Source organism: Streptomyces sp. HUAS YS2 (assembly GCF_033343995.1).
Taxonomy (GTDB): domain Bacteria; phylum Actinomycetota; class Actinomycetes; order Streptomycetales; family Streptomycetaceae; genus Streptomyces; species Streptomyces solicathayae.
Genome location: NZ_CP137573.1, coordinates 796,743 through 822,168, shown reverse-complemented (window position 1 = coordinate 822,168; position 25,426 = coordinate 796,743). Strand labels below are relative to the sequence as shown.

21 protein-coding genes are annotated in these 25,426 nt (G+C 73.2%); 13 read left to right on the top strand and 8 right to left on the bottom strand.

Translation table 11 applies throughout. From position 1 onward, the window contains the following. Positions 1–44: 44 nt before the first annotated feature. The 7 genes from R2D22_RS03920 (at position 45) to R2D22_RS03890 (ending at position 7,074) form a co-directional block, all read left to right on the top strand. A complete protein-coding gene (locus tag R2D22_RS03920) occupies positions 45–1,202 on the top strand; it encodes an NAD(P)/FAD-dependent oxidoreductase (protein ID WP_318101249.1) in 1,158 nt (385 codons plus the stop codon). Between the two features lie 34 nt (positions 1,203–1,236). Further along, entirely contained in the window at positions 1,237–1,551 is a 315-nt protein-coding gene (locus R2D22_RS03915) for a (2Fe-2S)-binding protein (RefSeq protein ID WP_318101248.1), read from the top strand. Continuing rightward, positions 1,532–3,037: an NAD(P)/FAD-dependent oxidoreductase gene (locus R2D22_RS03910; protein WP_318101246.1), complete on the top strand. Its 1,506-nt coding sequence runs from the start codon at positions 1,532–1,534 to the stop codon at positions 3,035–3,037. Before R2D22_RS03915 ends, R2D22_RS03910 begins: the two co-directional genes overlap by 20 nt. A 78-nt stretch (positions 3,038–3,115) precedes the next feature. Next, positions 3,116–4,051, top strand: a complete 936-nt coding sequence (locus R2D22_RS03905; RefSeq protein ID WP_318101244.1) for a dihydrodipicolinate synthase family protein — start codon at positions 3,116–3,118, stop codon at positions 4,049–4,051. A gap of 35 nt (positions 4,052–4,086) precedes the next feature. Continuing rightward, positions 4,087–5,091, top strand: a complete 1,005-nt coding sequence (locus R2D22_RS03900) for a proline racemase family protein (RefSeq protein WP_318101240.1) — start codon at positions 4,087–4,089, stop codon at positions 5,089–5,091. Continuing rightward, positions 5,088–6,464, top strand: coding sequence for an aldehyde dehydrogenase family protein (locus R2D22_RS03895; protein ID WP_318101239.1), 1,377 nt, complete (start codon positions 5,088–5,090; stop codon positions 6,462–6,464). The genes R2D22_RS03900 and R2D22_RS03895 overlap by 4 nt, the downstream gene beginning before the upstream one ends. A gap of 61 nt (positions 6,465–6,525) precedes the next feature. Beyond that, entirely contained in the window at positions 6,526–7,074 is a 549-nt protein-coding gene (locus R2D22_RS03890) for a flavoprotein (RefSeq protein ID WP_318101238.1), read from the top strand. Between the two features lie 37 nt (positions 7,075–7,111). On the opposite strand, the gene R2D22_RS03885 is transcribed toward R2D22_RS03890, so the two are convergent. Continuing rightward, positions 7,112–9,652, bottom strand: coding sequence for a PEP/pyruvate-binding domain-containing protein (locus tag R2D22_RS03885; protein WP_318101237.1), 2,541 nt, complete (start codon positions 9,650–9,652; stop codon positions 7,112–7,114). 114 nt (positions 9,653–9,766) lie between these two features. On the opposite strand from R2D22_RS03885, the gene zapE reads away from it, so the two are divergent. From zapE to R2D22_RS03870, 3 genes are all read left to right on the top strand, one after another. Then, a complete protein-coding gene (zapE, locus tag R2D22_RS03880; protein WP_318101236.1) occupies positions 9,767–10,837 on the top strand; it encodes a cell division protein ZapE in 1,071 nt (356 codons plus the stop codon). Positions 10,838–10,977: 140 nt separating this feature from the next. Further along, complete coding sequence (locus tag R2D22_RS03875) at positions 10,978–11,772, top strand: pyridoxamine 5'-phosphate oxidase family protein (protein ID WP_318101234.1); 795 nt, start codon at positions 10,978–10,980, stop codon at positions 11,770–11,772. A 38-nt stretch (positions 11,773–11,810) separates the two neighbouring features. Then, on the top strand, positions 11,811–12,503 hold the full coding sequence (locus tag R2D22_RS03870) for a class I SAM-dependent methyltransferase (protein ID WP_318101232.1): 693 nt from the start codon (positions 11,811–11,813) through the stop codon (positions 12,501–12,503). Positions 12,504–12,521: 18 nt separating this feature from the next. Here the strand turns inward: R2D22_RS03870 and R2D22_RS03865 are convergent, their stop codons facing one another. The 5 genes from R2D22_RS03865 to R2D22_RS03845 form a co-directional block, all read right to left on the bottom strand. Next, positions 12,522–13,022, bottom strand: coding sequence for a DinB family protein (locus R2D22_RS03865; RefSeq protein WP_318101230.1), 501 nt, complete (start codon positions 13,020–13,022; stop codon positions 12,522–12,524). 81 nt (positions 13,023–13,103) lie between these two features. Further along, a complete protein-coding gene (locus R2D22_RS03860) occupies positions 13,104–14,726 on the bottom strand; it encodes an ABC-F family ATP-binding cassette domain-containing protein (protein ID WP_318101229.1) in 1,623 nt (540 codons plus the stop codon). Positions 14,727–15,022: 296 nt separating this feature from the next. Continuing rightward, complete coding sequence (locus tag R2D22_RS03855; RefSeq protein WP_318101228.1) at positions 15,023–15,802, bottom strand: class E sortase; 780 nt, start codon at positions 15,800–15,802, stop codon at positions 15,023–15,025. Between the two features lie 106 nt (positions 15,803–15,908). Then, the gene (locus R2D22_RS03850) at positions 15,909–17,336 is read right to left on the bottom strand and encodes a chondroitinase-B domain-containing protein (protein WP_318101227.1); all 1,428 of its coding nucleotides are present in this window, start codon (positions 17,334–17,336) and stop codon (positions 15,909–15,911) included. A gap of 161 nt (positions 17,337–17,497) precedes the next feature. Next, entirely contained in the window at positions 17,498–18,796 is a 1,299-nt protein-coding gene (locus R2D22_RS03845) for a YhgE/Pip domain-containing protein (protein ID WP_318101226.1), read from the bottom strand. A 169-nt stretch (positions 18,797–18,965) separates the two neighbouring features. Between R2D22_RS03845 and R2D22_RS03840 the strand changes: the two genes are divergently transcribed. The 3 genes from R2D22_RS03840 (at position 18,966) to R2D22_RS03830 (ending at position 23,310) form a co-directional block, all read left to right on the top strand. Then, positions 18,966–19,553 carry a thioredoxin domain-containing protein gene (locus R2D22_RS03840; protein WP_318101224.1) on the top strand — a complete coding sequence of 196 codons (588 nt, stop codon included), beginning with the start codon at positions 18,966–18,968 and terminating at the stop codon, positions 19,551–19,553. A 102-nt stretch (positions 19,554–19,655) separates the two neighbouring features. Further along, entirely contained in the window at positions 19,656–22,193 is a 2,538-nt protein-coding gene (locus tag R2D22_RS03835) for an ATP-dependent Clp protease ATP-binding subunit (protein ID WP_318101223.1), read from the top strand. Between the two features lie 172 nt (positions 22,194–22,365). Beyond that, positions 22,366–23,310 (top strand): NAD-dependent epimerase/dehydratase family protein, encoded by a 945-nt coding sequence (locus tag R2D22_RS03830; RefSeq protein WP_318101222.1) that lies wholly within the window; start codon positions 22,366–22,368, stop codon positions 23,308–23,310. 295 nt (positions 23,311–23,605) lie between these two features. On the opposite strand, the gene R2D22_RS03825 is transcribed toward R2D22_RS03830, so the two are convergent. Then, positions 23,606–24,523, bottom strand: coding sequence for a LysR family transcriptional regulator (locus R2D22_RS03825; RefSeq protein WP_318101220.1), 918 nt, complete (start codon positions 24,521–24,523; stop codon positions 23,606–23,608). Between the two features lie 63 nt (positions 24,524–24,586). Continuing rightward, the gene (gene fdhD, locus R2D22_RS03820) at positions 24,587–25,423 is read right to left on the bottom strand and encodes a formate dehydrogenase accessory sulfurtransferase FdhD (protein WP_318101219.1); all 837 of its coding nucleotides are present in this window, start codon (positions 25,421–25,423) and stop codon (positions 24,587–24,589) included. Positions 25,424–25,426: the final 3 nt, after the last annotated feature.

Genomic DNA, 25,426 nt, shown 5'->3' with positions numbered 1-25,426 from the left:
GCAGGGCTCTTGGCACAGGCAGTGCAATGTGAAATATTACTGAGGTGCTCACGAGAAGACTCTCGGACGTCATCGTCGTCGGCGCCGGCGTGGTCGGCGCGGCCTGCGCCTCCTACGCCGTCGGCGCGGGACTGCGCGTCACCGTGATCGACCGCGGCCCGGTCGCGGGCGGCACCACCGGAGCCGGGGAGGGCAACCTCCTCGTCTCCGACAAGGCCCCTGGCCCGGAACTCGAACTCTCCCTGCTCTCCATGAAGTTGTGGACCGATCTGGCCGGCGGGCTACCGTCCCGGATCGAGTACGAGGCCAAGGGCGGCCTCGTCGTCGCCCGGGACGCGGCAGGAATGGCCGCACTGGCCGAGTTCGCCGCGCGGCAGCGCGAGGCGGGCGTCGAGGCCGTCGAGGTCCCCGCGGACCGGCTGAACGACCTGGAGCCCCACCTCGCCGCCGGCCCGGCCGGCGGCTTCCACTACCCGGGCGACGCCCAGGTGATGCCCGCGCTCGCCGCGGCACACCTGCTGCGCGGCTGCGGCGAGCACGTCACGCTGCGCCTGGGGGAGGAGGTCACCGCCATCCTGCGCGGCGCCTCCGGCGAGGTGCGCGGAGTCCGTACGTCCCGGGGCGAGATCCACGCCCCCTACGTGGTGAACGCGGCCGGCGTGTACGGCGGGGAGCTCGCCCGGCTCGCGGGCGTGGACCTGCCCGTGCTGCCCCGCCGGGGCTTCGTCCTCGTCACCGAGCCGCTCCCGCGCGTCGTCCGCCACAAGGTGTACGCAGCCGACTACGTCGCGAACGTGGCCAGCGGCTCGGCGGCGCTGCAGACCTCCGCCGTCGTCGAGGGCACCCCGGCCGGACCGGTCCTGATCGGAGCCAGCCGCGAACGGGTCGGCCACGACCGCACGTTGTCCGTCCCCGCTCTGCGGCGGCTCGCGGCCGGGGCCACGGCGCTGTTCCCGGTGCTGGCCGGGGTCCGGGCGATGCGCACGTACGCGGGCTTCCGTCCGTACCTTCCCGACCACCTGCCGGCGATCGGTTCGGACCCGAGGGTCCCCGGCCTGCTGCACGCCTGCGGGCACGAGGGTGCCGGGATCGGACTCGCGCCCGTCACCGGGCTCGTCGTCGCGCGATGCCTCACCGGCGGCGAACAGCCCCTCGACATCGGCCCGTTCCGGCCCGAGCGCTTCCCGTCGTCCGCAGCCTGAGCTCCCCGCCTGACCCGCCCCGAGAGGAGGGCCCGTGGCCCGCACCCCCGCCGAACCGGCCGGCGCGCAGCCCGGTTCGCCGTTCGAGATCACCTTCGACGGCCGCCGCATCACCGCACGCCCCGGCCAGTCGGTCGCCGCCGCACTGTGGGCGGCCGGGATCCTGGCCTGGCGCACCACCCGTGGCACGGGCCGTCCGCGCGGCGCGTTCTGCGGCATCGGCCAGTGCTACGACTGCCTGGCCACCATCAACGCCCGGCCCAACCGCAGGGCCTGCCTGGTCCCGGCGCACCCCGGCGACGCGATCACCACGCAGGAGGGGCACGGCCATGACACCCTCGCCGTCTGAACCGTACGACCTCGCCGTCGTCGGCGCCGGGTCCGCGGGGCTCGCGGGCGCCGTCACGGCAGCCGAACTCGGGCTCCGCGTCGCCCTGTTGGACGCCTCGGCGCAGATCGGCGGCCAGTTCTACCGGCATCCCGCCCCGGCCCTGGGCGCGGTGCGGCCCGAGGCCCTGCACCACGACTGGTCCGCCTACGCCGACCTGCGCCGCAGGCTCGACCGGAGCACGGTCGACCACCTGGCCGGACACCACGTGTGGAGCGTGCTCCGCGCGCCCGGAGACAACCCCGGCGACCACACCCGGGACGACCCCGGCGACGCGCCCTGGACCGTGCACGCGGTCACCGGCCCCGACGGCGACGACGAACGGCCGGTACGGGTCCGTGCCCGCGCCGTGCTCCTCGCGACCGGTGCGTACGAACGGCACCTGCCGTTCCCCGGCTGGACGCTGCCGGGCGTCGTCGGTGCGGGCGGCGCCCAGGCCATGCTCAAGTCCGGCCTGGTCCTGCCGGGAAGGAGGATCGTCGTCGCCGGCAGCGGTCCGCTGCTGCTCGCGGTCGCCGCCTCGCTGGCCGCCGCCGGTGCCGAGGTGCCCGCGCTCGTCGAGGCCTCCGGCTACCTGCGCTACCTCCGGTACCCCCGGGCGCTCGCCGCCAACCCGCACAAGGCGGCCGAGGCCCTCGTCCACGGCGCGGCGCTGCTGCGCCACCGGGTCCCCGTCCGGACGCGCAGCGCGGTCACCGAGGTGCACGGCGCCGACCGCGTCGAGGCGGTCACCGTCATGAGGCTCGACCGCGACTGGCGACCCGTCCCCGGCACGGAAAACCGGATCGCCTGCGACGCGCTCGCCGTCGGGCACGGGCTCGTCCCGCAGATCGACCTGGCCACCGCGATCGGCTGCGCCACCCGCGTACTGCCCGACGGTGCCGCGGCCCTTGCCCTGGACGCCGGGCAGGAGACCAGCGTGCGCGGACTGTGGGCGGCGGGGGAGACCGGCGGCGTGGGCGGCGCACAACTCGCCCGCACTGAGGGTGAGGTGGCGGGTGTGGCCATCGCCGCCCGGATCCTCGGCCGCCCCGCCCACGCCGGCCGGATGCGGGAACTGCGTCGCCGCAGGGCGCGGATGCGTGCCTTCGCAGGCGTGATGACCGCCGCCCACGCGCCCGGCGCCGGATGGCCGGGATGGCTGACCGACGACACCGACGTCTGCCGGTGCGAGGAGGTCACCGCCCACCGGATCAGGGAGGCGACCAGGGACCTCGGCGCCCGGGACGCCCGCACCGTCAAGCTCCTCACCCGGGCCGGGATGGGCTGGTGCCAGGGGCGGATGTGCGGCCCGGCGGTCGCCTGTCTGGCGGCGGGCAGGGACGGCGCGGCAGCCCCGGACCCCGCATCCCCTCCTTCCCCCGAGCGGCGGCTCCTTGCCGTACCCGTTCCGCTGGCGGCCCTCGCCGCGCTCGACGACCCCACCGAAGCCGACTCGGCCTCTTGAACCGCATCTCCCAGCAACTCAACGCACCGAACCGAACCGCACCCGCACGCCGTGCTCCTCCCGAAAGGTTCACCGCACATGACCGCCACGTCCGCCACGCCCCCCGCCACCCCTGCCACCGCATGGAACGCGACCCGCCCTTGGCGCGGGATCATGGTCGCCACCGCCCTTCCCCTGCGGGACGACCTCTCCGTCGACCACGACGCCTACGCCGAGCACGTCCGCTGGCTCCTCGACAACGGCTGCGACGGCGTCGTGCCCAACGGCTCGCTCGGCGAGTACCAGACCCTCACCGACGAGGAGCGCGCCCGCGTCGTGCGCACCGCCGTCGAGGCGGCCGGCGGCGCGCGGGTGATGCCCGGTGTCTCCGCCTACGGCAGCGGCGAGGCCCGGCGCTGGGCCGAGCAGGCCGCCGAACTGGGCTGCGGTTCGGTCCTGTTGCTCCCCCCGAACGCCTACCGCGCCGACGAGGCGGCCGTACGCGCCCACTACGCCGAGGCCGCCCAGGCCGGCGTGCCGGTCGTCGCGTACAACAACCCGATCGACACCAAGACCGACCTCACCCCCGCCCTGCTCGCCCGGCTGCACCAGGACGGCAGCGTCGTCGCGGTGAAGGAGTTCAGCGGCGACGTGCGCCGGGCGTACGAGATCGCCGAACTCGCTCCGGAGCTCGACCTGTTGATCGGCGCCGATGACGTCCTTCTGGAGCTCGCCCTGGCCGGGGCGGTCGGCTGGATCGCCGGCTATCCCAATGCCCTGCCCAGCGCCTGTTCCGCGCTGTACCGGGCCGCCGTCGCGGGCGACCTGGACACCGCGCTGCCGCTGTACCGCTCCGTGCACCCGCTGCTGCGCTGGGACTCGAAGACGGAGTTCGTCCAGGCCATCAAGCTCTCCATGGACATCGTCGGCCGTCCCGGAGGCCCCACCCGGCCGCCCCGCCTGCCGCTCACCGGCGAGACCGAGGCCGCCGTACGGGCGGCCACCGAGAAGGCCGTAGCCGACGGCCACCGCTGAGCCGCCCCGCTCCCTGCTGACGAAAGGAACCCCGCGTGCGCACCCGTCACGTCTTCCATGCCGTCGACTCGCACACCGAGGGCATGCCCACCCGTGTGATCACCGGAGGCGTCGGAGTCGTCCCCGGCGCCACGATGGCCGAACGCCGGACGCACTTCATCGAGCACCTGGACCATCTCCGGACGCTCCTGATGTACGAGCCGCGCGGCCACGCCGCCATGAGCGGCGCGATCCTCCAGCCGCCCACCCACCCCGACGCCGACTACGGCGTCCTGTACATCGAGGTCTCCGGGCTGCTCCCGATGTGCGGCCACGGCACGATCGGCGTCGCCACCGTCCTCGTCGAGACGGGCATGGTGCCGGTGACCGAACCGGTCACCACCGTCCGGCTCGACACCCCGGCCGGGCTCGTGTCCGTCGACGTTCGGGTCGAGGACGGCGCGGCGCGCGCGGTCACCCTCACCAACGTGCCCGCCTTCTGCGTCGCCCTGGACGGCAAGGTCGACGTCCCCGGGTACGGCACGGTCACCTACGACCTCGCGTTCGGCGGAAACTTCTACGCCTTCGTCGAACTCGACGCGCTGGGGCTGCCGTTCGACCGGGAGCGCAAGGACGATCTGCTTGCCGCCGGACTCGCCGTCATGGACGCGATCAACGCCTCGCCGCACCGCCCCGTGCACCCCGAACAGCCGGAGATCGCCGGTGTGAAGCACGTGTACCTGACCGCACCCGGTTCCGACGCCCACCACTCGCGACACGCCATGGCCATCCACCCCGGCTGGTTCGACCGTTCGCCCTGCGGCACCGGCACCTCCGCGCGGATGGCGCAGCTCCACGCGCGGGGGCGACTTCCGCTGGGGCAGGACTTCGTCAACGAGTCGTTCATCGGCACGCGCTTCACGGGACGGCTGGTCGAGGAGACCACGGTCGCCGGCCGGCCCGCCGTCGTGCCGACGGTCACAGGACGCGCCTGGATCACCGGCACCGCCCAGTACTTCCTCGATCCGGACGACCCCTTCCCCGGAGGCTTCCTCCTGTGACCACCGTCGACACCCTGATCACCTCGCACAACCCCGCCGACCCGTCCGACGTGATCCTGCGCATCGCCGCACCAGGCGCCTTCGCGGTCGCCGACGCCGTGGAGCGGGCCCGCGCCGCGCAGCCGTCCTGGCTGCACGGCGGGGCCGCGGCCCGGTCCACCGCGCTGGCGGCGGTCGCCGACGCCGTCGACGCCGCCGCGGCCGAACTGGCCGCGCTGGCCGTACGGGAGGTGGGCAAGCCGGTCACCGAGGCGCGGGCCGAGGTCGCGCGTACGTCCGCGATCTGGCGCTACTACGCCCAGGCCCCGTACGAGCCCGTGGGCGCGGTCCACGAGCCGGCCACCGGCCCGGGGCTCCTGCTCACCCGCCGCCGTCCGCACGGCGTGGCCGGCCTGATCACGCCCTGGAACTTCCCCTTCGCCATCCCGAGCTGGAAGGCCGCGCCCGCGCTCGCCGTGGGCAACACGGTCGTGCTCAAGCCCGCCCCCGAGGCCACCGCCTGCGCGGTGCGGCTCGCCGAGATCGTGCGACAGGCCCTGCCGGCCGATGTGTTCACCGTGGTGCCCGGCGGTGCGACGGAGGGCAACGCGCTGGTCTCCTGCGCCGATGTCGTCTCCTTCACCGGCTCGACCGTCGTCGGCCGTTCCGTCACCCGCGCCGCCACGGACCGGGGCGTGCCGGTGCAGGCCGAGACGGGCGGGCTGAACGCTGCGATCGTGCTGCCCGACGCCGACATGGCGCGGGCCGCGACCCACATCGCGGCCGCCGTCGCCGGGTACGCGGGCCAGAAGTGCACCGCCACCAGTCGGGTCGTCGCGGTCGGCGGGGCCCTCGGACCCCTGCGGGACGCGCTCGCCGACGCCCTGCGGGCCGTGACCGTCGGCGATCCCGCCGCCGCGGCCACGGTGAGCGGACCGCTCATCGACCGGCAGGCCCGGGACCGCGTCGTCGAGGCCGCGGAGGGACTGTCGGTGCTGTCCGGCGGCGGCCCGCTCGACCGGTCCGGCTGGTACGCCGCGCCGACTCTGGTCGAGAAGGTCCCACCGGGCCACCGGCTGCTCCACGAGGAGGTCTTCGGGCCGGTCGCCGTGTTGCTGCCGGCGGACGACCTGGCCCAGGCGGTACGCATCACGAACGCCGTGCCGTACGGCCTGGTGACGTCCGTGCACACCGGCGACCTGAGCGCGGTCCTGCACGGGCTCGACGCGCTCGACACCGGAATGATCAGGATCAACGCCCCGTCCACCGGCGTCGACTTCCACCTCCCGTTCGGCGGCACGAAACATTCGAGCCACGGCCCGCGAGAACAGGGCCGCGCGGCCTTGGACTTCTACACCTCCAGCCGCACGTACACGATCTCCCCGGCGGGCTGACGCGGGCCGCCCCGTACGCTGCCGGGGTCGTCATCTCCGTCCGCCGACCCGGGAGTCCCACGTGTCCGAGCAGTCCGCCACCCCGTCGAAGCCCTTCCTGTACGTCGTCGTCTGCGCCGCCGGCATCGCGGACGACATCGGCGTGCTGATAGGCGCGGCGCAGGAGCGGGGCTGGCAGGTGGGCGTCGTCGCGACCCCGCAGGCCATGGGCTTCTTCGACGTCGAGGCGGTCGTCGCGCAGACCGGCCACCCGATCCGCTCGGCGTGGCGCGCGCCCGGCGACGACCGCCCGCTGCCCCCGGCGGACGCGATCGCGGTCGCCCCGGCCACGTTCAACTCGATCAACAAGTGGGCCGCCGGGATCGCCGACACGCTCGCCCTCGCCATCCTGTGCGAGGCGTACGGCATGGGCATCCCGACGGCCGTCCTGCCGCGCGTGAACGCGGCCCTGTCCGCGCACCCCGCCTACGCCCGGAGCCTGGACCGGCTCCGGGAGATGGGGGTGCTGATCGGCACCGGAGCTCCGGGGGACCGGGCCTCCGACGGCTTCCGCTGGGAGGAGGCGCTGGACCTGCTCGCCCCCGTCCTGAGTGAGCGGGCGGCCGTCTGACCCGGCCCGCCGCCCCGCCCCCAGCCGGTTCCGGCGGTCACTCCGCGTCCAGCACCTCCACCGTCCCGCGGCCGCCGTCCACGCGGATGCGCTGACCGGTCCGGATCCTCGTCGTCGCGTTGCCGCAGCCGACGACCGCCGGGATGCCCAGCTCGCGGGCGACGATCGAGGCGTGCGAGAGGTTCGCGCCGACATCGGTGACGATGGCCGAGATGCGGGTGAACAGCGGCGTCCAGCCGATGTTGGTGACCGTCGTCACCAGGATCTCGCCCGGCCGCAGCGACTCGCCCTCCTCGACCGTCGCCACGACGCGCGCGACGCCCTCGACGACCCCGCCCGAGGCGGGGGAGCCGCTGACCGTGTCGGACGGCGGGGTCGTGGACTGCGCGTCGTACAGGTCGGCGCGCCGGTCCGGGTCCGCCGCCCAGGTCTGCGGGTCGAACTCGCCCCGGATCAGGGTCGGGTACGTGGGCAGCGCCCGGTACAGCTCGTACGCCGCGCGGCGCGCCGGGACCGCGGCGAGCGGCTTCTCGTCCCCGTCGAGGACCGCCAGGATCTCCTCCGCCTCCAGGAAGAACAGGTCCTCGCCGTGCCCGGTCAGCTCGCCGGCGCGCAGCACCACGTCGCGCACCAGCCAGAACACCCGGGCCACCTCGGTCCGGGCGGCCTCGCGCAGCCGCGCCGAGGCGGCCCAGCCGTCCACCGCCGTCCGCATCGCGCGGACCCGCCCGGGGTGCTGCGACGCGAACCGCTCCCAGGCCGCGTTCCGCGCCTCGTACTGCCGCACCAGACGGACGTCGGCGTCCTCCTCGACCGCGCCGAGCGCGGCGAGCTGCCGGTCGATCCAGTCCGGGTCCTCGGCCGGCCGGGGGAAGGACAGCTCGAACTCGTGCGGGCCGCGGTGCCCGTACGTCTTCACGTACGCGGCGCGGTCGAGGTCGCCGCGGGCCAGCCGCTCCAGGCCGAGCAGCGGGCCCATGCTGGCGAGCTGGCCCTCGTCGCCGAGGCCGGTCGTCATGAGGTCGGCGTCCGCCTCGCCGACCAGGTCGCGCAGCGTGCCGCGGACCTTGACGAGGGTGTCGCCGTCCTTGCGGGTCGCCGCCTGGAGCATGTGGCAGCAGAGCCGGAAGTACGCGTCGACCTCGCGGTCCCACAGCCCCCGCAGCTCCCGCGCGTCGGCCGCCGCGGCCACCCGGCCCCGGAGGTCCGCGCAGCGGCCCGGGGCGCTCTCCAGGAAGGCGGGCAGCTCCTTGCCGTTGGCGCGGATCCGGCTGACGACGGCGAACGCCTCGGAGATCGTGTCCCGCCACACCCGGAACCGGGACGCCGGCAGCAGCGGGATCTCCATGCCCTCGGGCAGTCGGCCGAACACCATCTCGTTGGCCTGCGCGAACTTCTTCGCCTGCCCGAACGCGGCGGCCAGCGTCGCCGTCACGCTCAGGTTCATGTAGAAGCGGCCGCCGATGTTGCCGTACATCGGCCGCCCCTCCAAGGTGGCCCCGACCATCACCTCGCCCATGAACCGGCGCACGAACGACCAGGTCGCCGGCGTCATCACGTCGGGCACGGCCTCGCCGAGGTTGGCGCTGGTCCACAGTGAGTCGGTCCCGGTGCTGTCGTTCCACACCTCGGGAGCGGGCGCGGCGACCGTGGTGATCGGGCGCGCCTGGAGGATGCGCAACTCGCCTTTCTCCAGGGCCCATTCGACGTCGCGGGCGTCGCCGTACAGCTTCTCGATGCGGAGCCCGAGCCGGGCCAGTTCGACGGCCTCGGCGTCGTCGAGCACCGGGGCCTCGCGCCGGTCGGCGGGGACGGGCGCCTCACGGGTCCCCTCGGCGGTCGGGACGGTCATCACCTCCTTGGCGGCGGTGATCCGCTCGACGACCGTCAGCTCCGTCCGGTCGACGTACACCGTGTCGGGCGTGACCAGGCCGCTGACCACCGCCTCGCCCAGTCCCCAGGCCGCGTTGACGACCAGCCGGCCGGCCGGGCCGCCGAGCGGGTCCACGGTGAACATCACTCCGGCGGCGTCGGCGGCCACGAGCTGCTGCACGACGACGGCCAGGGTCACGTCCTCGTGGGCGATGCCGGCCCGCGCGCGATAGGTGATCGCCCGGTCGGTCCAGAGCGAGGCCCAGCAGTCGCGCACGGCACTCAACAGGGCTTGCTCGCCCCGGATGTTGAGGTAGGTGTCCTGCTGGCCGGCGAAGGACAGGTCCGGCAGGTCCTCTGCCGTGGCCGAGGACCGCACGGCCACCGTCGCCCCGCCGTCGCCCAGCGCTGCGTACCCGGCCAGTACCGCCTCACGCAGTGCGTCGGGCACCTCGGACGCGCCGAAGAGCGCGCGGATGCGACTCCCGGCCTCGTCCCCGCCGTCCGCGAGGGCCGCGGCGATCGGTGCGGTGAGCCCGGCGGCTTTGACGAACTCCCGGTAGGCGTCGGTCGTCACATGGAATCCGGCGGGCACCGGCAGGCCCCCGCGCGCCAGTTCGCCGAGCGCGGCCCCCTTGCCGCCGACGGTGTCCAGCGTCGCCGCCGGGGCGTCGAGCGCCATCACCCAGTTCATGTCGTCCCCCATGCCGATCTTCTCCTCGCCGAGGACCAAGAATGATCAAGGTGAGCGTAGTGTGCCGGAGGGGGTCATGGACATGGTGATCCACCACTTGCGAGAGCAATCGTGCCAGGGGGCGACGTGTCGGAGCGGTTCGAACAGGCGGCGCGGCGGGACGGGCTGGTGCTCGACGCCGGACAGCGAGCGGTGGCTGCCCGGCTCACCGAGCTCGGGGAGGCGCTGGAACGGGGCGGCAGGCGGCGCTGGTTCGGCCGGGCCGCGGCCGAACCGGTACGTGGGGTGTACCTGTGGGGGTCGGTCGGACGCGGCAAGAGCTGGCTGTCCGACACCCTGTTCGCGACCGTACGGATCGAGGAGAAGCGGCGCCTGCACTTCCACGAGTTCTTCCGCCAGTTCCACGCCGCCTACGCCCGGCACAAGGACGAGTCACGAGCCGGCGAACTCGCGGTGGCCGAGCTGATCGGGGACTGCCGGTTCCTGTACTTCGACGAGTTCCACGTGCACGACGCGGGCGACGCGATGCTGATGGGCCGGGTCGTCGGCACGCTCCTGGAGCGCGGCACGACCCTGCTCGCCACCTCCAACTACCCGCCTTCGGGGCTGCTCCCCAACCCGGTGTTCCACCCGCTCTTCGAGCCGACGATCGCGCTCCTGGAACGATCCCTGGACGTCGTCGGTCTCACCGACGGCCCCGACTACCGCGCCGCCGGGGCGTCCTCCCAGGCGCGTACGGGATTCGCCGGCGGCCGTTACCTGTGGCACGCGGACGGGGCGGAGGAGACTGAAGGCAGCCCGACGCCACCGCTCCCGCAGGAGCGTCGGGCCGTGCCGGTGGCCCACGGGACCGTCGAGGCCCTCGCCGTACGGGACGACCTGGTCTGGTTCGACTTCACCGAACTGTGCGACCGGCCGAACTCGACCATCGACTACCTCGCCCTCACCGACGCACACCGTCGCTGGGTGGTCTCCGGACTGCCCCGCCTCACCGAGGCCGGCCGCGACGCGGCGCAGCGGTTCGCCAATCTCGTCGACGTGCTCTGCGACCGCGATGTCGAACTCACCCTGATCGGCCGGACGTCCCTGGCCGACGCCCTGACGGGCGAAGGCCTGCCCACCGATATCGACCGCACGGCCAGCCGGCTCTCGCTGCTCGCCCAGGAGCCCGCCCCGGCCGCCGACCCGGCCCGCTGACGCCTCGGCGACGCATACCACCACCGCGGTCGGGATGGGTACGAATCGCCGGGAATCCCGCTAGGGGGAGGGCAATCGGGGCACACTCGGACCTCGCGTGCGAAGACCGACCCCGAGAGACGTGCGAGGCGAGGCCACCGATGGATGCTCCGACGACCCGGTCCTCCGGCCCGGCACCGCTGCGCACCCGCCGGCCGGGCAGCGACGGCGAGCACCGTCGGCAGCTGCGCACCGGCACCGCGGAGCGCGCCGACAAGTTCTACGCAGAGCAGGTCCTCGACCGACTCAACGGCCGGATGCGGGAGTTCGTGGCGCGCCAGGAGATGTTCTTCCTGGCGACCGCCGACCGGCACGGCGAGTGCGACAACACCTTCCGCGCCGGCCCGCCCGGCTTCCTCCTGGTGCTGGACGACGCGACGCTCGCCTACCCCGAGTACCGGGGCAACGGCGTGCAGGCCAGCCTCGGCAACATCGAGGAGAACCCGCACGTCGGCATCATCATGGTCGACTTCCTCCGCGACCGCATCGGCCTGCACGTCAACGGCGCGGCGCGGGTGGTGGCCGACGCCGAGATGCGCCGGGAGCATCCCGGGCTCCCGGTCGACCCGGTGCCCGGGCGGCGTGCCGAGGCGTGGGTGGTGGTCGCCGTCGAAGAGGCGTACGTCCACTGCGCCAAGCACATCCCCCACTTCCAGAAGGTCCCGCTGAACGGCGCCGGCCGCTCCTGGGGCACCGACGACTTCAAGCGCAAGGGCGGCGACTTCTTCGGAGCCGCCGCCGAGGCGCGGGACCGTGGCCCGTTCCTGCCGCTGCCACGCACCGAGCACGAGGGCACGGAGGACCGCACGCAGGAGCTGCCTTTGCCCAACATCCCCGCTGCCCGCGTCGGTTCGCGTGCGAGGCTCATGGCACGCTTGCTCCGACGGCGGTCGTGATCGACCGCCGGGTCCGATCGACATCACCGGGGGAGAAGATGACACGAGTCGCGGACGAAACAGCCACCGCGCCCGCCGACGGGCACGCCCGCCGCACGACCCGTACGAGCTACGACGCCGTGGCCGAGCGCTACGCGATCGAGATCGGCGACGAACTCGCCGGCAAGCCCCTCGACCGCGCGCTCCTCGACGCCTTCGTGGAGCAGACCGCCGGCCGGCAGGTGGCCGACGTCGGCTGCGGGCCCGGGCAGGCGACCGCCCACCTGGCGGGACGTGGCGCCGATGCCTTCGGGCTCGACCTGTCACCGGGCATGTGCGCGGTCGCCCGGCGCACCACCGCGCTGTCGTTCGGCGCGGCGGACATGACGGCGCTGCCGATCCGCACCGGCGCGCTCGGCGGCATCCTGTGCTGGTACGCGCTGATCCACCTGGACGAGACCGAACGCGCCGCGGCATACGCCGAGTTCGCCCGCGTACTCGGCCCCGGAGGCCAGGCGCTGCTGGCCTTCCACACCAGCGACGCCGACATCGCGCCCGGCGGGTCCAACCACCTCGACGACTGGTGGGACCACCCCGTCGACCTCACGTTCCGCTTCCTCGATCCCGAGGCCGAGATCGCCGCCCTGTCCCGGGCCGGCCTCACCCTCACCGCCCGCCTGGACCGGGCCCCCCACCCCGGGGCCGAACACCCCAGCCGGCGCAGCTACCTCCTCGTGCAACGACCGGCGTAAGGGCCCGCCCGCCCGCGCTCAGTCGAGGACGCGGTACTGGCGGCCGTCGAGGAGTTCGCGGGCCGCGTCCAGGTGGCCGGCGTGGCAGGCGGTCTCGGTGATGACGTGCAGGAGGACGTCGCGGAGCGTGTGGAGGTGCGGCGGGCCGAACAGGTGGTGGGGCCACCACGCGAGAGGGGTGTCCGCGGGTGACGACGCCACGAGGGCGTCCGCCCGCGCGCACTCCTCCCGGTAGCCCTCCAGGACCTCGGACACCGGGGTGGCGGGCGAGACCTGCCAGGCGTCGTCGGCGTCGTCGAATCCGGCGATGATCTCCTGATCGCCGCTGAACACCGCCTGGAACCACCACCGTTCGACATCGAGCGTCAGATGCCGGACCAGCCCAGCGCAGGTCCAGCCGGAGGGCAGCACGGGCTTGTGCAGCGCCTCCGGCGGGAGCCCTTCGAGCGCGCCGAGCACATGACGGCGCTGGTCGTTCAGTACGGACAACAGGGTGCGGACCTCGGTGCTCTCGGACATGACCCGAGCATCGACGAATCCGCCCCTGTGTACAGCCGTTGACGAATCTGCCACCCCTGTACAGGGGTTCAGGCCGCGCGCTTACCCCTCCAGCAGTCTGCCGTCGCGCAGTTCCAGCCGTCGGGTCACCGAGATCGCGGCGAGGAACCGTTCGTCGTGACTGACGACGAGGAACGCGCCCCGGTAGGCGGCGAGCGCGCTCTCCAACTGGCCTACGCTCACCAGGTCCAGGTTGTTGGTGGGCTCGTCGAGCAGCAACAGCTTCGGAGCGGGTTCGGTGCTCAGGACGCAGGCCAGGGTGGCGCGCAGCAGCTCGCCGCCGGACAGCACGCCCACCGGCAGATGCGCCTGCGGGCCCCGGAAGAGGAAGCGGGCCAGCAGGTTCAGGCGGTCCGCCTCCGGCATGCCGGGAGCGGCCGCGGCGAGGTTCTGCGCGACGGTGAGGTCCCGGTCGAGGACGTCGAGGCGCTGCGTCAGGTGCGCGACGCGGCCCTCCGCCCTACGGACCGTGCCGTGCTCCGGCTCCAGGTCCCCTCCGACGAGCCGCAGCAGCGTGGACTTGCCCACCCCGTTCGCACCGGTCAGCGCGATGCGCTCGGGTCCCCTGACCATCAGGTCGGCCCCGTCGCCGGCGAACAGCTCCCGGCCGCCGAACGACGCCTTCAGTCCCTCGCCGCTGAACAGCGTGCGCCCCGCGGGGACCTCGGTGTCCGGCAGCTCCAGCACGATCCGCTGGTCGTCGCGCAGGGCCCGGCCGGCCTCGTCCAGCCGGGTCCGCGCGTCGTCGACGCGCGCCGCGTGCGCCCGTCCGGACCTGCCCGCCGCCTCCTGGGCGCCACGTTTCATGTTGCCGGCGAAGATCTTGGGCAGCCCGGCGTTCTTGAGGTTCCGGGCGGCGTTGCCGGCCCGGCGGTCGGCCCGCTCCCGGGCCTGCTGCATCGCCCGCTTCTCGCGCTTGAGGTCCTGCTCGGCGGCGCGCACACCCCGCTCGGCCGCCTCCCGCTCGCCGCGAACGGCCTCCTCGTAGGCGGTGAAGTCACCGCCGTACAGGCGCAGTTCGCCGCGGTCGAGCTCTGCGATACGGTCCATGCGGTCGAGCAGCTCCCGGTCGTGGCTGACGAGCAGCAGAGAGCCGCGCCACTCCTCCAGGACGCCGTAGAGCCGGCGCCGCGTGCGGAGGTCGAGATTGTTGGTCGGCTCGTCGAGGAGCAGGACGTCCGGGCGCTTGAGCAGCTGGCCGGCCAGGCCGAGCGTGACGATCTGACCGCCGCTGAGGGTGCCGAGACGCCGGTCGAGGGTGACGTCGCCGAGACCGAGCCGGTCCAGTTCGGCGGCGGTGCGCTCCTCGATGTCCCAGTCGTCGCCGACGGCGAGGAAGTGCCGCTCGTCGGTGTCACCGGACTCGATGGCGTCGAGGGCGCTTACGACGGACGCCACGCCCAGCACCTCGGCCACGGTCGGCTCGCCGGTGAGCGGCAGGTTCTGCGGGAGGTGCCCGAGGACGCCGTCCACGGTGACGGATCCGGCGGTCGGTCGGTGCACCCCGGCGATCAGGCCGAGGAGGGTGCTCTTCCCCGAGCCGTTCGGGGCGACGAGACCGGTCCGGCCGGGCCCGACGGTGAACGACAGATCCGAGAAGACCGGGGTGTCGTCCGGCCAGGAGAAGGACAGGTGGGAACAGGTGATGGCGGAAGCCTGAGACATGGTGGAAGACCTCGGGTGCGCCGCAGGCGCGCCGGGCGCTGCTCTGCGGGAGGCGGGAAAAGGGCAGACGAGGGTCGGCCACGCACGGCAGCGCGTCGTTCACGCGCCGGCCGGTGGCCTGTCACCGCGGGGATCACCCCGAGATGTCTACGTCACCCGCCACTTTCGGTCTCCTCAGGTCGGGAACAGGTCACCACGACCATACGGGAGGGAAGCACGCGACGCCTGCGCATTTACGCCGGGCCACACCACCGGCTACAGCGCGGTCGCCTACACCGGCCGGCCACAGCGGTCGCCTACACCGGCCGGGAGGAGACCAGCACCCCGATCTTGTCGATGCGGTGTTCCGGGTTGCCCTGGGCGTCCCGCCAGAAGTTCCCCGCCGCGTTGTCCTCGGGCGTCGCGCACGTGGACAGCGTGATCATGGCCCGGGTGGCCTTCTCGCCGGGCTTCCCCGGCACCTCCGCCCGCTGCGCGGCGAGGGAGCGGGGATCGCGGAAGGACGTCTTGCGCGTCGAGACGATCTCGTACGTGTAGACGGTGCCGCCCGCCTTGACGACGACGGTGTCGCCGTCCTTCAGGGAGGGCAGGTCGTGCAGGGGACCGCCGGCCGAGAGGCGGTGGGCGGTCACCAGGTAGTTGCCGACCTCGCCCGGGCCGACCCCGCCGTGCTCCCCGTACGGGCTGGCGGCCTCGCCGCGGTCCTGTATCCGGGTGCCAGGCCGGTCGTCGGTCGTCCCCTCGTACGGGACGACCCGCAGGTCCGCCACGCCTATCGACGGTATGTCGAGGTCCGCGACCCGGGGCTGCCGGGTGGGCGAGGGGGTGGGGGACGGAGCCGTCGCCGGGTGCGGCGGCGCCGGGACCGCCGCAGGGGCCCCGGACGACGGCGTGGGCGGGGCGGACGGCGCGGACGGTCCCGACGGCTCGGACGGCGCGGTGGACACCACGGAGGCCGTGCCGACCAGGCTCTTCGAGGTGTCCGCCGCGCGCCCGTCGCCCGTGGCGGAGCAGCCGGCGACGAGGCCCGCAGCGAGTGCCGCGAGCGCGAGGGGGACGGTGTGGGTACGGTGCATGGTCTTCCAGAGTGCGTCCCGGACGGGCTGGAGGGAAGCCCCGAATCGCGGGCGAACCGTCACTCCGCGTAGTCGTCGCACTCGGGGAACCGTCCCCCGGCCTGTCTCAGGAGGCGTTCGGGCCCACGTCCGTGGGCGTGAGCGGGCGGCGGACCGGGGCCGCGGTGGAGTACTCGTCCGCGCCGATGTCCCGCGTGGTGCCGCGCGGCTGACCGTCGACGTCGTCGGCCACCGTCACGCCGCTCAGCGTCGCCGCGCCGATCGCCGGGCTGCCGGCCGACAGCCGGTACACCCCGTCCGTGCCCTGCTGGAGCTTCGGGTCGACCCGGGTGAACCCGCCGGCGGGGATGTTCCCGTTCGACGCCGCGCCCCACAGGATGTTGCTGCGCCAGGTGAATCCGCTGGTCGCGTCCATCGCGACCAGGCTGCCCGTGTCGCCGACCAGCAGGTTGTCGGCGACCACGACGTCCCGCGGCTCGTAGGTCCGGCTCTCGCCGGAGAGCGAGCCGGAATTGCGGAACAGCGTGTTGTGCGCGATCACCGCGCGGTCGCACGCGTCGTTGCCGCGCCGCTGCTCGGTCGTCTCGCCGTCGTGGTGGTCCCGGGTGGTGCCGCTGCCGATCACCAGGGCCCGGCCCGTCAGGCCGCCGAGATAGTTGTTCACGATCAGGTGGTCGTTGCCGTAGACGCGGATGCCCTCGTCCCCGCCGAGCAGGTGGTTGCCGTCCACGGTCGTGCCGTTGCCGTGCCGCAGCACGATGCCGCCGCGGCTGTCGCGGATCGTGTTGTACCGGACGGTGTTGCCGGAGGACTTGACCGAGATCGCCTCGGGGTCGCCGTCGCACCGCTCGAAGAGGTTGTACTCGACCTTCGCGTTCGCGACCGACAGCGCGCGGCTGCTGACCCCGAGCCGGATCGCCTCGCCGCCGTTGGCGCCGGTGTAGCCGTGGTCGGAGAAGTGGTTCTTGAAGACGTGCAGCCCCTGGGCCATGGCCGTCCCGGCGGGGCCGTCGACGACGAGGAAGATGCCCTCGGTCGACCGGTCGTGGAAATGGTTCCGGTCGATCTTGGCGTCGTCGCCGCGGACGGTGACCCAGTCGAGGCCGCTGACGTCGGCGAGCCGGAAGTCGTTGCGGGTCAGGCGGATGCGCGAACAGCCCGCCGGGATCTCCAGCGTGGTGCTCTGCCGGAACGCGAAGCCGCTGATCGTTATGTTGCTGGAGCCGCTGAACACGAAGCTGCGGGTGCCGCCCAGCACGACGCCGCCGCGGGACTCCGCGACGATCTCGATGGGCGCGGACGTCGTGCCGTTCCGCCCCGAGACCGCGATGCCGCCCGACGGGACGGTGTACGTGCCGTTGGCCAGCACGATCCGGTCGCCCGGGACCGCGCGGCTGATCGCGCTCTGCAGCGCGCTGATCGAGGTGACCGTCGTGGTGGCCGCGGCCGCGTTCGTCGCCAGCAGGGGGACCGCCGGGAGGGCCGCGAGGGCACCGGCCGTCAGGCCGGTCGTGAGGAAGGTGCGTCGTCGCATGGTGCCTCCTGGGGGAGAGGGAAAGGGAGGGGAAGCCGCCGGGAGCGGTGCGGGCGGCTTTCCCGTGCCGGTGGTCCGGCCTCCCCAGAGCTTCCCGCCCCGCCCTGCCGTCCCGCTTGCGCGTCGCTAACGCCGGGCGGCGGAGCCGGGGTTCTCCGGCGTCACTCCGGCTGCGGTGTGAGCCGGTGGAGGCCCCGGCGGTCGTAGTACCGGGTCATGCCGAAGCCGAACGCGAGGGCGAGCACCACGCCGACCGCGATCATGATCCAGCCGCGGGCGAGGCCCGCGTCGGCGCGGGCGTCGAAGTACAGGATCGCCCGCACACCCGCGCTGAGCTGGTGCATCGGCTCGAAGATGCCCAGGAAGCGGTAGAAGGCGGGGGTGGCCTCCAGGGGGATGGTCGCCCCGGAGGACGGGAGGGCCAGCGCGATGAACACGAACATGGACACGAGCTGGCCGATGCCGCCGAAGGCGGCGTTGATGGCCTGGACGCCCAGGCCCACGGCGACGGTCGCGCAGTACGAGAAGAGCCACAGCATCGGCAGGTGCGAGGCGTCCATGCCGAGGATCGCGATCGACGCCACCATCAGCAGAGTGGTCGTCAGCAGGGCGATGCCGGCGGTCATGACCATCTTCAGGACCAGGGTCTGCGTACGGTTGATCGGCACGGTCGGGCGACGGGTGTGCCAGGGGCCGAGCTCGCTGTCGGCGTACCCGAGCGAGGTGTCGACCGCGCTGTTCACGAGGTTGCCGCCGATGAAGCCGCCGAGCACCAGCAGCAGGGTGTAGTAGAACGCGGAGAGCCCGAGGCCGCTGTGCGATCCGATCGGGTGGCCGACGCGGGTGGTGACGTCGACCGGGTCGGTCAGGAGCACGCGGGTCGTCGGGGGCGCGGACGCGGCGGCGGCCGAGAGCTGCTTGCCGATCTCCAGCGAGGCGTGGTGGGCCGCGCCCTGGTTGATCTGCGCCGCCATGCTCGAACCCAGGCTGCCGAGACCGGGGTTGGTGAGCACGCTCAGCGTCGGCCGCTCCTTCGCCTGTGCCGTCGTCAGGGCGGCGACGGACGCTGTGAAGTCCTCCGGGACGACGAGCGCGCCGTAGACGCGGCCCGAGGCGAGCGCCTCCTGGGCCTCGGCGCGGTCGAGCCGGCGCCAGTCGACGGTGTCGTCCTCAGCCTCGGTGGCGGCGATCGTGTCGGTGATCTGCTTGCCCAGGTTCTCCTGCTGCCCGGGGAGCGGCCGGCCCCGGTCCTCGTCGACGAGGGCGACGGGCAGCCTGTGCAGGCTGTCTCCCGGGTTGAGGACGCCGCCCATGTAGAGGAGCGCCAGGACCAGGGTGACCAGAGTGCACAGGAGGGTCGGGAAGACCCACAGTTTGGCGTGCCGGACCAGGGTGCCCGCACGGACCTGCGGGACGTCGCCGGGCGCGTCTGGGGCGGGCGGGGGAGTCGCGGAGCTCATCCGGCCATCGTCGACGGAGGGCCGGCCGGGCCCGGTGAACCGGACGACGAACGCGTGTCGGGCGTGTCGGGTGTGTCCGGTGTGCCGGGTGTATGGGGTGAAGGGAGCGGGTCGGTGACGTGGCACGTCACCGGTCGTGGGGTCCGTCCGCCCGTGCGAGGCTCGTTCCATGAACCCGGCGAACACGACCGGCGCCGACGGCACCACGGTCTACTACGGGGACCTGGAAGCGCCGCACCAGGTCCAGGTCTTTCTGGAGATGCGCGACCGGGGGAGTCGCCGCGTGGTGGAGAGCCTCCTGGGCACCCTCCGGAAGGACGCCGACGACGGAAAGTACGTCGTGAAGTTCCACTTCGCGGGCATGATCGACGACACGGCCGGCGGCAGCGGTTCGCGCCGCGCCCTGAGCGCGCTCGGCGCGGCGGCCGACGCCGGACAGCGGCAGTTCGCCGACTACCTGGCGGCGCTGTTCGCCGCGCAGCCCTTCCCGCCCGGATACGACCACTTCTCCGAGACCCCGGTGCTGCTGTCGGCGGCCGACGCCGTCGACGGGCTGCGGTCCGCCGACTTCGACCGCAAGGTCACCGAGGGGACCTACCTGAACTGGGCCGGCGTGGCGATCGCCGACTTCGAGTTGTTCGGCGTCGTCGGGACCCCCATCGCCTGGTACGACGAACAGGTGCTCCAGGTCGTGAAGGAGGAGGACGGACCGGCCGTCTCCCCGCAGGAGTTCCTGGCCCAGCTCCCGGGCCGATGACCGTGCCGCGGTGCCGTGGATCCGTCCCCCGGCCCCGTTTGCGCGGTGGTGGGAGTCGGGTTTGAGTGGTGGGGACCCCCCACTCGCTCATCAGGAGCTGGCATGTCGATGGCATTCGGTTCTCCCTTCGGTTCGTCCGACCCGTTCAGCGAGATGCTGAACCGCTTCTTCGGTATGTCGCCGGCATCGTCGCCCCCCGCCGTGCAGCGCGTGCCCATCGGTCGGCTCCTGACGGAGTCGTCGCACGAACTGCTCAGCCTGGCCACCCAGAGGGCCTTCCAGGACGGCACCTCCGACCTGGACACCCAGCACCTGCTGTGGGCGGCCACCCAGGTCGACCCCTCGCGCCGGCTGCTGGCCCAGGCCGGGGTCGACCCGGACACCCTCGGGAACCAGATCGCCGCGGTGCTGCCGAAGGAGTCCGGCGAGCCGTCCGCGGACCCCGGCCTGACTCCGGCCGCCAAGCGCACCCTCGCCGCCGCCTACGCCGACTCGCAGGCCGCCGGGGTCTCGTACATCGGCCCCGAGCACATCCTCACCGCGCTCCTGTCGGACGCCGACTCCGGGGCCACCCGCTTCCTGCGGGCCGAGGACACGGACGTCAGGAAGCTCCGCGGCCTCACCGAGCAGGCGGCGCGCTCCGACGGCACGCCCGCCGCGGCCAAGCCGCAGGAGCCGGCCACCACCCTGGACGAGTTCGGCCGGGACCTCACCGAGGAGGCCAAGGCCGGGAAGCTCGACCCGGTGGTCGGACGGTCCGACGAGATCGAGCAGACCGTCGAGATCCTGTCCCGCAGGTCCAAGAACAACCCGGTGCTCATCGGCGAGCCCGGCGTCGGCAAGACCGCCATCGTCGAGGGCTTGGCCCAGCGGATCGTGGCCGGCGAGGTGCCCGAGACCCTGAAGGGCAAGCGGGTCGTCTCCCTGGACCTGTCCGGAATGGTGGCCGGCGCGCAGTACCGCGGACAGTTCGAGGAACGCCTGAAGAAGGTCATCGAGGACGTCCAGGAGGCCAGCGGCGACATCATCCTCTTCATCGACGAGCTGCACACGGTCGTCGGCGCCGGCGCCACCGGCGAGGGCTCGATGGACGCGGGCAACATGCTCAAGCCCGCCCTCGCCCGCGGCGAACTGCAGCTCGTCGGGGCGACGACGATCGACGAGTACCGCAAGCACGTCGAGAAGGACGCCGCCCTCGAGCGGCGCTTCCAGCCCGTCATGATCCCCGAGCCGACCGTCGAGGAGACCATCCAGATCCTCGAAGGGCTGCGGGACGCGTACGAGGCCCACCACCAGGTCCGCTTCGCCGACGGGGCCCTGGCGGCGGCGGCCGAGCTGTCCGACCGCTACATCAGCGACCGGTTCCTGCCCGACAAGGCCATCGACCTGATGGACCAGGCCGGCGCCCGGGTCCGGCTGCGCAGCGCCTCCCGCTCCACCGAGGTCGTCAGCCGCGAGGACGAGCTCGCCAAGCTGCGCCGCGAGAAGGACCAGGCCGTCGCGGGCGAGCAGTTCGAGAAGGCGTCGGAGCTGAAGGGGCAGATCTCCGAGGTGGAGGGCGAACTCGCGGGCATCCAGGAGCGCCGCGAGGGCGTCGTCTCGGTCACCGCCTCCGACATCGCCGACATCGTCTCCCGCCGCACCGGCATCCCCGTCTCCCAGCTCACCGCCAGCGAGAAGGAACGCCTGCTCAAGCTGGAGCAGGAGATGCACGACCGGATCGTCGGCCAGGACGAGGCGGTCACCGCGGTCTCCGAGGCCGTCCGTCGCAACCGCGCCGGCATGGGCGACCCGAACCGGCCCGTCGGCTCCTTCCTCTTCCTCGGCCCCACCGGCGTCGGCAAGACCGAACTCGCCAAGACACTTGCGGAGTTGCTGTTCGGTGACGAGGGCCGGATGGTCCGCTTCGACATGAGCGAGTTCCAGGAGAAGCACACCGTCGCCCGGCTCGTCGGCGCGCCTCCCGGATACGTCGGCTACGAGGAGGCCGGCCAGCTCACCGAGAAGGTCCGCCGCCAGCCGTACAGCGTGGTGCTGTTCGACGAGGTCGAGAAGGCCCACCCGGACGTCTTCAACACGCTGCTGCAGATCCTCGACGACGGCCGGCTCACCGACGGACAGGGCCGCACGGTCGACTTCCGGCACTGCGTCGTCATCATGACGTCCAACATCGGCGCCCACCGCATCCTGGCCCACGAGGGCGACGCGGCCGAGCTCAAGGACGAGCTGATGGAGGACCTGCGGGGCCGGTTCCTGCCCGAGTTCCTCAACCGCATCGACGACATCATCGTCTTCCACAGCCTCACCGAGGAGAACCTGTCGGAGATCGTCGAGCACCTCCTGGACCGCAGCAAGCACCGCGTCCACGCGCAGGGCATGACGCTGGAGGTCACCGAGGCGGCGAAGAAGCTGCTCGTCGCCCACGGCTACCAGCCCGAGTTCGGCGCCCGCCCGCTGCGCCGCACGATCCAGACCGAACTCGACAACCGGATCGCCTCCCTGCTGCTCGGCGGCGAGGCGAGCCCCGGCGACACGATCGTCGCCGACGTCAAGGACGACTCCCTGCACTGCACGGTCCGCAAGGGCGAGGGCGCGCAGGGCACGGCGGGCGAGGAGGCGGAGCCCCGGGCCGCCGCCTAGGGCTGGTCCGGTCGGTGACGTCCACGGGACAGGCGAGCGGCCCGGGACGCGACGGTGACGTGGGTCACACGGGTGGGCTGTCACGTTCGGTGGGGCTCGTTTGTCCCATGGGTGTCACCGGCAGCGAGCCGGTGCGCGACCCCGGGATACGGGGATGACCCAGGAGCCCACCATGAAGGTTCTCGTCACCGGCGCCACCGGCGCGGTCGGCGGCCAGCTCGTGCCCCAGCTCGTCGCGGCCGGCCACACGGTCGTCGCCACCACCACCTCCGAGTCCAAGACGGCCCGGCTGCGCGAGGCCGGGGCGGAGCCGATCGTGCTGGACGTACTGGACGCCGCCGCCGTGCACGACGCGGTGTCGCGGACCCGGCCCGAGGCGATCGTCCACCAGGCCACCGCGCTGGCAGGGAATCTGACGCTGCGCAAGGTGGACCGGGACTTCGCGGTCACCAACCGGCTGCGTACCGACGGCACCGACAACCTGCTGGCCGCGGCGGCGGAGTCCGGGGTGCGCCGGTTCGTCGCGCAGAGCGCGATGCAGGTGCTGTACGCCCGCTCCGGAGGCCCCGTCAAGGCGGAAGACGCCCCGCTCGACACGCACCCGGCCCCGGGCAGCGAGCTGACCCTCGCCGCGATCCGGTACCTGGAGCACGCGGTGACCTCCGCCCCCGGAATCGACGGCATCGTCCTGCGGTACGGCGGCTTCTACGGCCCCGGCACCTCGATCGAGCCGGGCGGCGAACAACTGGAACTCGTCCGCAAGTGCCAGTTCCCGGTGGTCGGCGGAGGCGGCGGGGTCTGGTCGTTCACCCACGTCGCGGACGCGGCCGGCGCCGCGGTGGCAGCCGTCGAACGGGGCGCGCCCGGCATCTACAACATCGTCGACGACGACCCGGCCCGGCTCTCCGAATGGCTCCCGGAACTGGCCCGGCTCGCGGGCGCGAAGAAGCCCATGAACGTCCCGCGCTGGGTGGGCCGCCTGCTCGCCGGCGAGTTCATCGCCATGGCCTCGACGGAGATCCGCGGCGCGTCGAACGCGAAGGCCAAGAAGGAACTCGACTGGACCCCGCGCCACCCCTCCTGGCGCCAGGGCTTCGCGGACATGCTGCACCGGTGACCCGGAGAACGCATCCCGTGTCCGGCACCCTGAGGTTCTGCGGCCTCGTCGCCCTGGCCCTCGGCACGCTCTGGTTCCTCGGCTCCTGCACGAGAACGACCTTCGGCGAAGCCTGCGTCCCGGGCAGAATCAAACCCACCATGGCCTGCCCGGACGAAGGCGGAAAGTCACCCACACCCGCAGCCGCAAGCGCGGCCGAGCACCGCGCATCGCAGGGCATGAAAACCGGCGCAACCATCGCAGCAGCAGGAGCAGGAATGGTCGCTCTCAGCCGCGGCGTCTCACGTGGGCGCCCCTAGTCCCCGGGCAGCCGCTCCAGTATGGCCGCGACGTCCGTGCGGTGGGCGGTTTGCGTGAGGGCGCGGGCCATGGGGGAGACGGGGTCGCGGGAGGTGGTGACGAGGCCGATGGGGACCGCGCGGTCGGGGTCGGTCATCGGGACCGCGCGCATGCCGTGGGGGACGCCGAAGACGTGCAGCCAGGTGTGAGGGACGATGCTGGCCCAGCGTCCCGTACGGACGTGGGCGAACAGAGCTGCCACCGAGTCGGTCTCCACCCGGGGGGACGGGCGCAGGCCCGCCTCGGCGAACAGCTCGTCCAGGACCCGGCGGCCCTGCATGGCACCGGTCAGGAGACACAGGGGCAGGCGGGACGCCTCCGCCCAGGTCGCCTCCGTCCGCTGGGCCAGGCCGTCGGCGGCTTCGGTGAGGAGTACGTAGCGCTCCTGGTACAGCGGGACCGCCTGGAAGCCCTCCGGGAGGTCCCGGTGCAGGTACGTGATTCCGGCGTCGATCTCGAAGTTCTGCAGCTGTCGCAGGATGTCGTCCGACTGCATGTCCGCGCGCACCTCGACGGTGACCAGCGGGTGCTCCGCGCAGAACGGGCCGGTCAGCTGGGCGACGGCGCCGGACGCGGTCGGGACCGCGCCGATCCGCAGCCGCCCGCTCAGCCCGCTGCGCAGTGCCGTCACCTCGCTCTTCAGGGAGTCGCGGTCGGCGAGGATGCGCTGCGCCCACAGCACGATCCGCTCGCCCTCCGGCGTCAGCCCCTCGTACTTGCGGCCGCGTCGGACCAGCGGCACGTCGAGCTCGTCCTCCAGCTTCCGGATCGCCTCGGACAGGGCGGGCTGGGAGACGTAGCAGGCCTGTGCGGCCCGGGCGAAATGACGCTCCCGGGACAGCGCCACCAGGTACTCGAGTTGACGGAACAGCACCCCACGGGTCTACCCGACCGCAGGTCGGAACGCCAACCCGCACCACCGTGCGGGCCCGGCCGGTCAGCCCACGGGCAGCGGTGCGAGCCGCTCCTCGCCCGCGTACACGTTCATCGACGCGCCGCGCAGGAACCCGACCAGCGTCAGCCCGCTCTCCGCCGCGAGGTCCACCGCGAGCGAGGACGGCGCGGACACGGCCGCGAGCATCGGGATGCCGGCCATCACCGCCTTCTGCACCAGCTCGAACGAGGCCCGGCCGCTCACCATCAGCACCGTCCCGCGCAACGGCAGCATGCCCTGCCTCAGGGCGTGCCCGACGACCTTGTCCACGGCGTTGTGCCGGCCGACGTCCTCGCGCAGGCACAGCAGCTCGCCGTCCGCGTCGAACAGCCCGGCGGCGTGCAGGCCGCCCGTGCTGTCGAACACCCGCTGGGCCGCGCGGAGCCGCTCCGGCAGGGCCGGCAGCAGCTCCGGGCCGACGCGCAGCGGGTCCTCGGCGACCGACCACGCGGCCGTCGTACGCACCGCGTCCAGGCTCGCCTTGCCGCACAGGCCGCACGACGACGTGGTGTAGAAGTTCCGCTCCAGCGATGCGTCCGGCGCGGCCACGCCCGGCGCGAGGCCGACGTCCACCACGTTGTACGTGTTGCCGCCGTCGGCCGTCGCGCCCGCGCAGTACCGGATCCCCGCCACGTCCTCGGCGGTGTGCACCACGCCCTCGCTGACCAGGAACCCGGCGGCGAGGTCGAAGTCGTCGCCAGGGGTGCGCATCGTCACGGTCAGCGGCCGCCCTCCGACCCGGATCTCCATCGGCTCCTCGGCGGCCAGCGTGTCCGGGCGGTGCGAGGCCTCGCCCTCCCGGATGCGCATCACACGCCGCCGCACGGTCACTCGTCCCATGAT

What these genes read in the sequence shown, in the direction of transcription:
- R2D22_RS03910 (WP_318101246.1), top strand. Translation starts at nt 1,532, where the DNA reads ATGACACCCTCGCCGTCTGAACCGTACGACCTCGCCGTCGTCGGCGCC.
- R2D22_RS03905 (WP_318101244.1), top strand. Translation starts at nt 3,116, where the DNA reads ATGACCGCCACGTCCGCCACGCCCCCCGCCACCCCTGCCACCGCATGG.
- R2D22_RS03885 (WP_318101237.1), bottom strand. Translation starts at nt 9,652, where the DNA reads ATGGGGGACGACATGAACTGGGTGATGGCGCTCGACGCCCCGGCGGCG.
- R2D22_RS03875 (WP_318101234.1), top strand. Translation starts at nt 10,978, where the DNA reads ATGGATGCTCCGACGACCCGGTCCTCCGGCCCGGCACCGCTGCGCACC.
- R2D22_RS03870 (WP_318101232.1), top strand. Translation starts at nt 11,811, where the DNA reads ATGACACGAGTCGCGGACGAAACAGCCACCGCGCCCGCCGACGGGCAC.
- R2D22_RS03865 (WP_318101230.1), bottom strand. Translation starts at nt 13,022, where the DNA reads ATGTCCGAGAGCACCGAGGTCCGCACCCTGTTGTCCGTACTGAACGAC.
- R2D22_RS03860 (WP_318101229.1), bottom strand. Translation starts at nt 14,726, where the DNA reads ATGTCTCAGGCTTCCGCCATCACCTGTTCCCACCTGTCCTTCTCCTGG.
- R2D22_RS03855 (WP_318101228.1), bottom strand. Translation starts at nt 15,802, where the DNA reads ATGCACCGTACCCACACCGTCCCCCTCGCGCTCGCGGCACTCGCTGCG.
- R2D22_RS03850 (WP_318101227.1), bottom strand. Translation starts at nt 17,336, where the DNA reads ATGCGACGACGCACCTTCCTCACGACCGGCCTGACGGCCGGTGCCCTC.
- R2D22_RS03845 (WP_318101226.1), bottom strand. Translation starts at nt 18,796, where the DNA reads ATGAGCTCCGCGACTCCCCCGCCCGCCCCAGACGCGCCCGGCGACGTC.
- R2D22_RS03840 (WP_318101224.1), top strand. Translation starts at nt 18,966, where the DNA reads ATGAACCCGGCGAACACGACCGGCGCCGACGGCACCACGGTCTACTAC.
- R2D22_RS03835 (WP_318101223.1), top strand. Translation starts at nt 19,656, where the DNA reads ATGTCGATGGCATTCGGTTCTCCCTTCGGTTCGTCCGACCCGTTCAGC.
- R2D22_RS03830 (WP_318101222.1), top strand. Translation starts at nt 22,366, where the DNA reads ATGAAGGTTCTCGTCACCGGCGCCACCGGCGCGGTCGGCGGCCAGCTC.
- fdhD (WP_318101219.1), bottom strand. Translation starts at nt 25,423, where the DNA reads ATGGGACGAGTGACCGTGCGGCGGCGTGTGATGCGCATCCGGGAGGGC.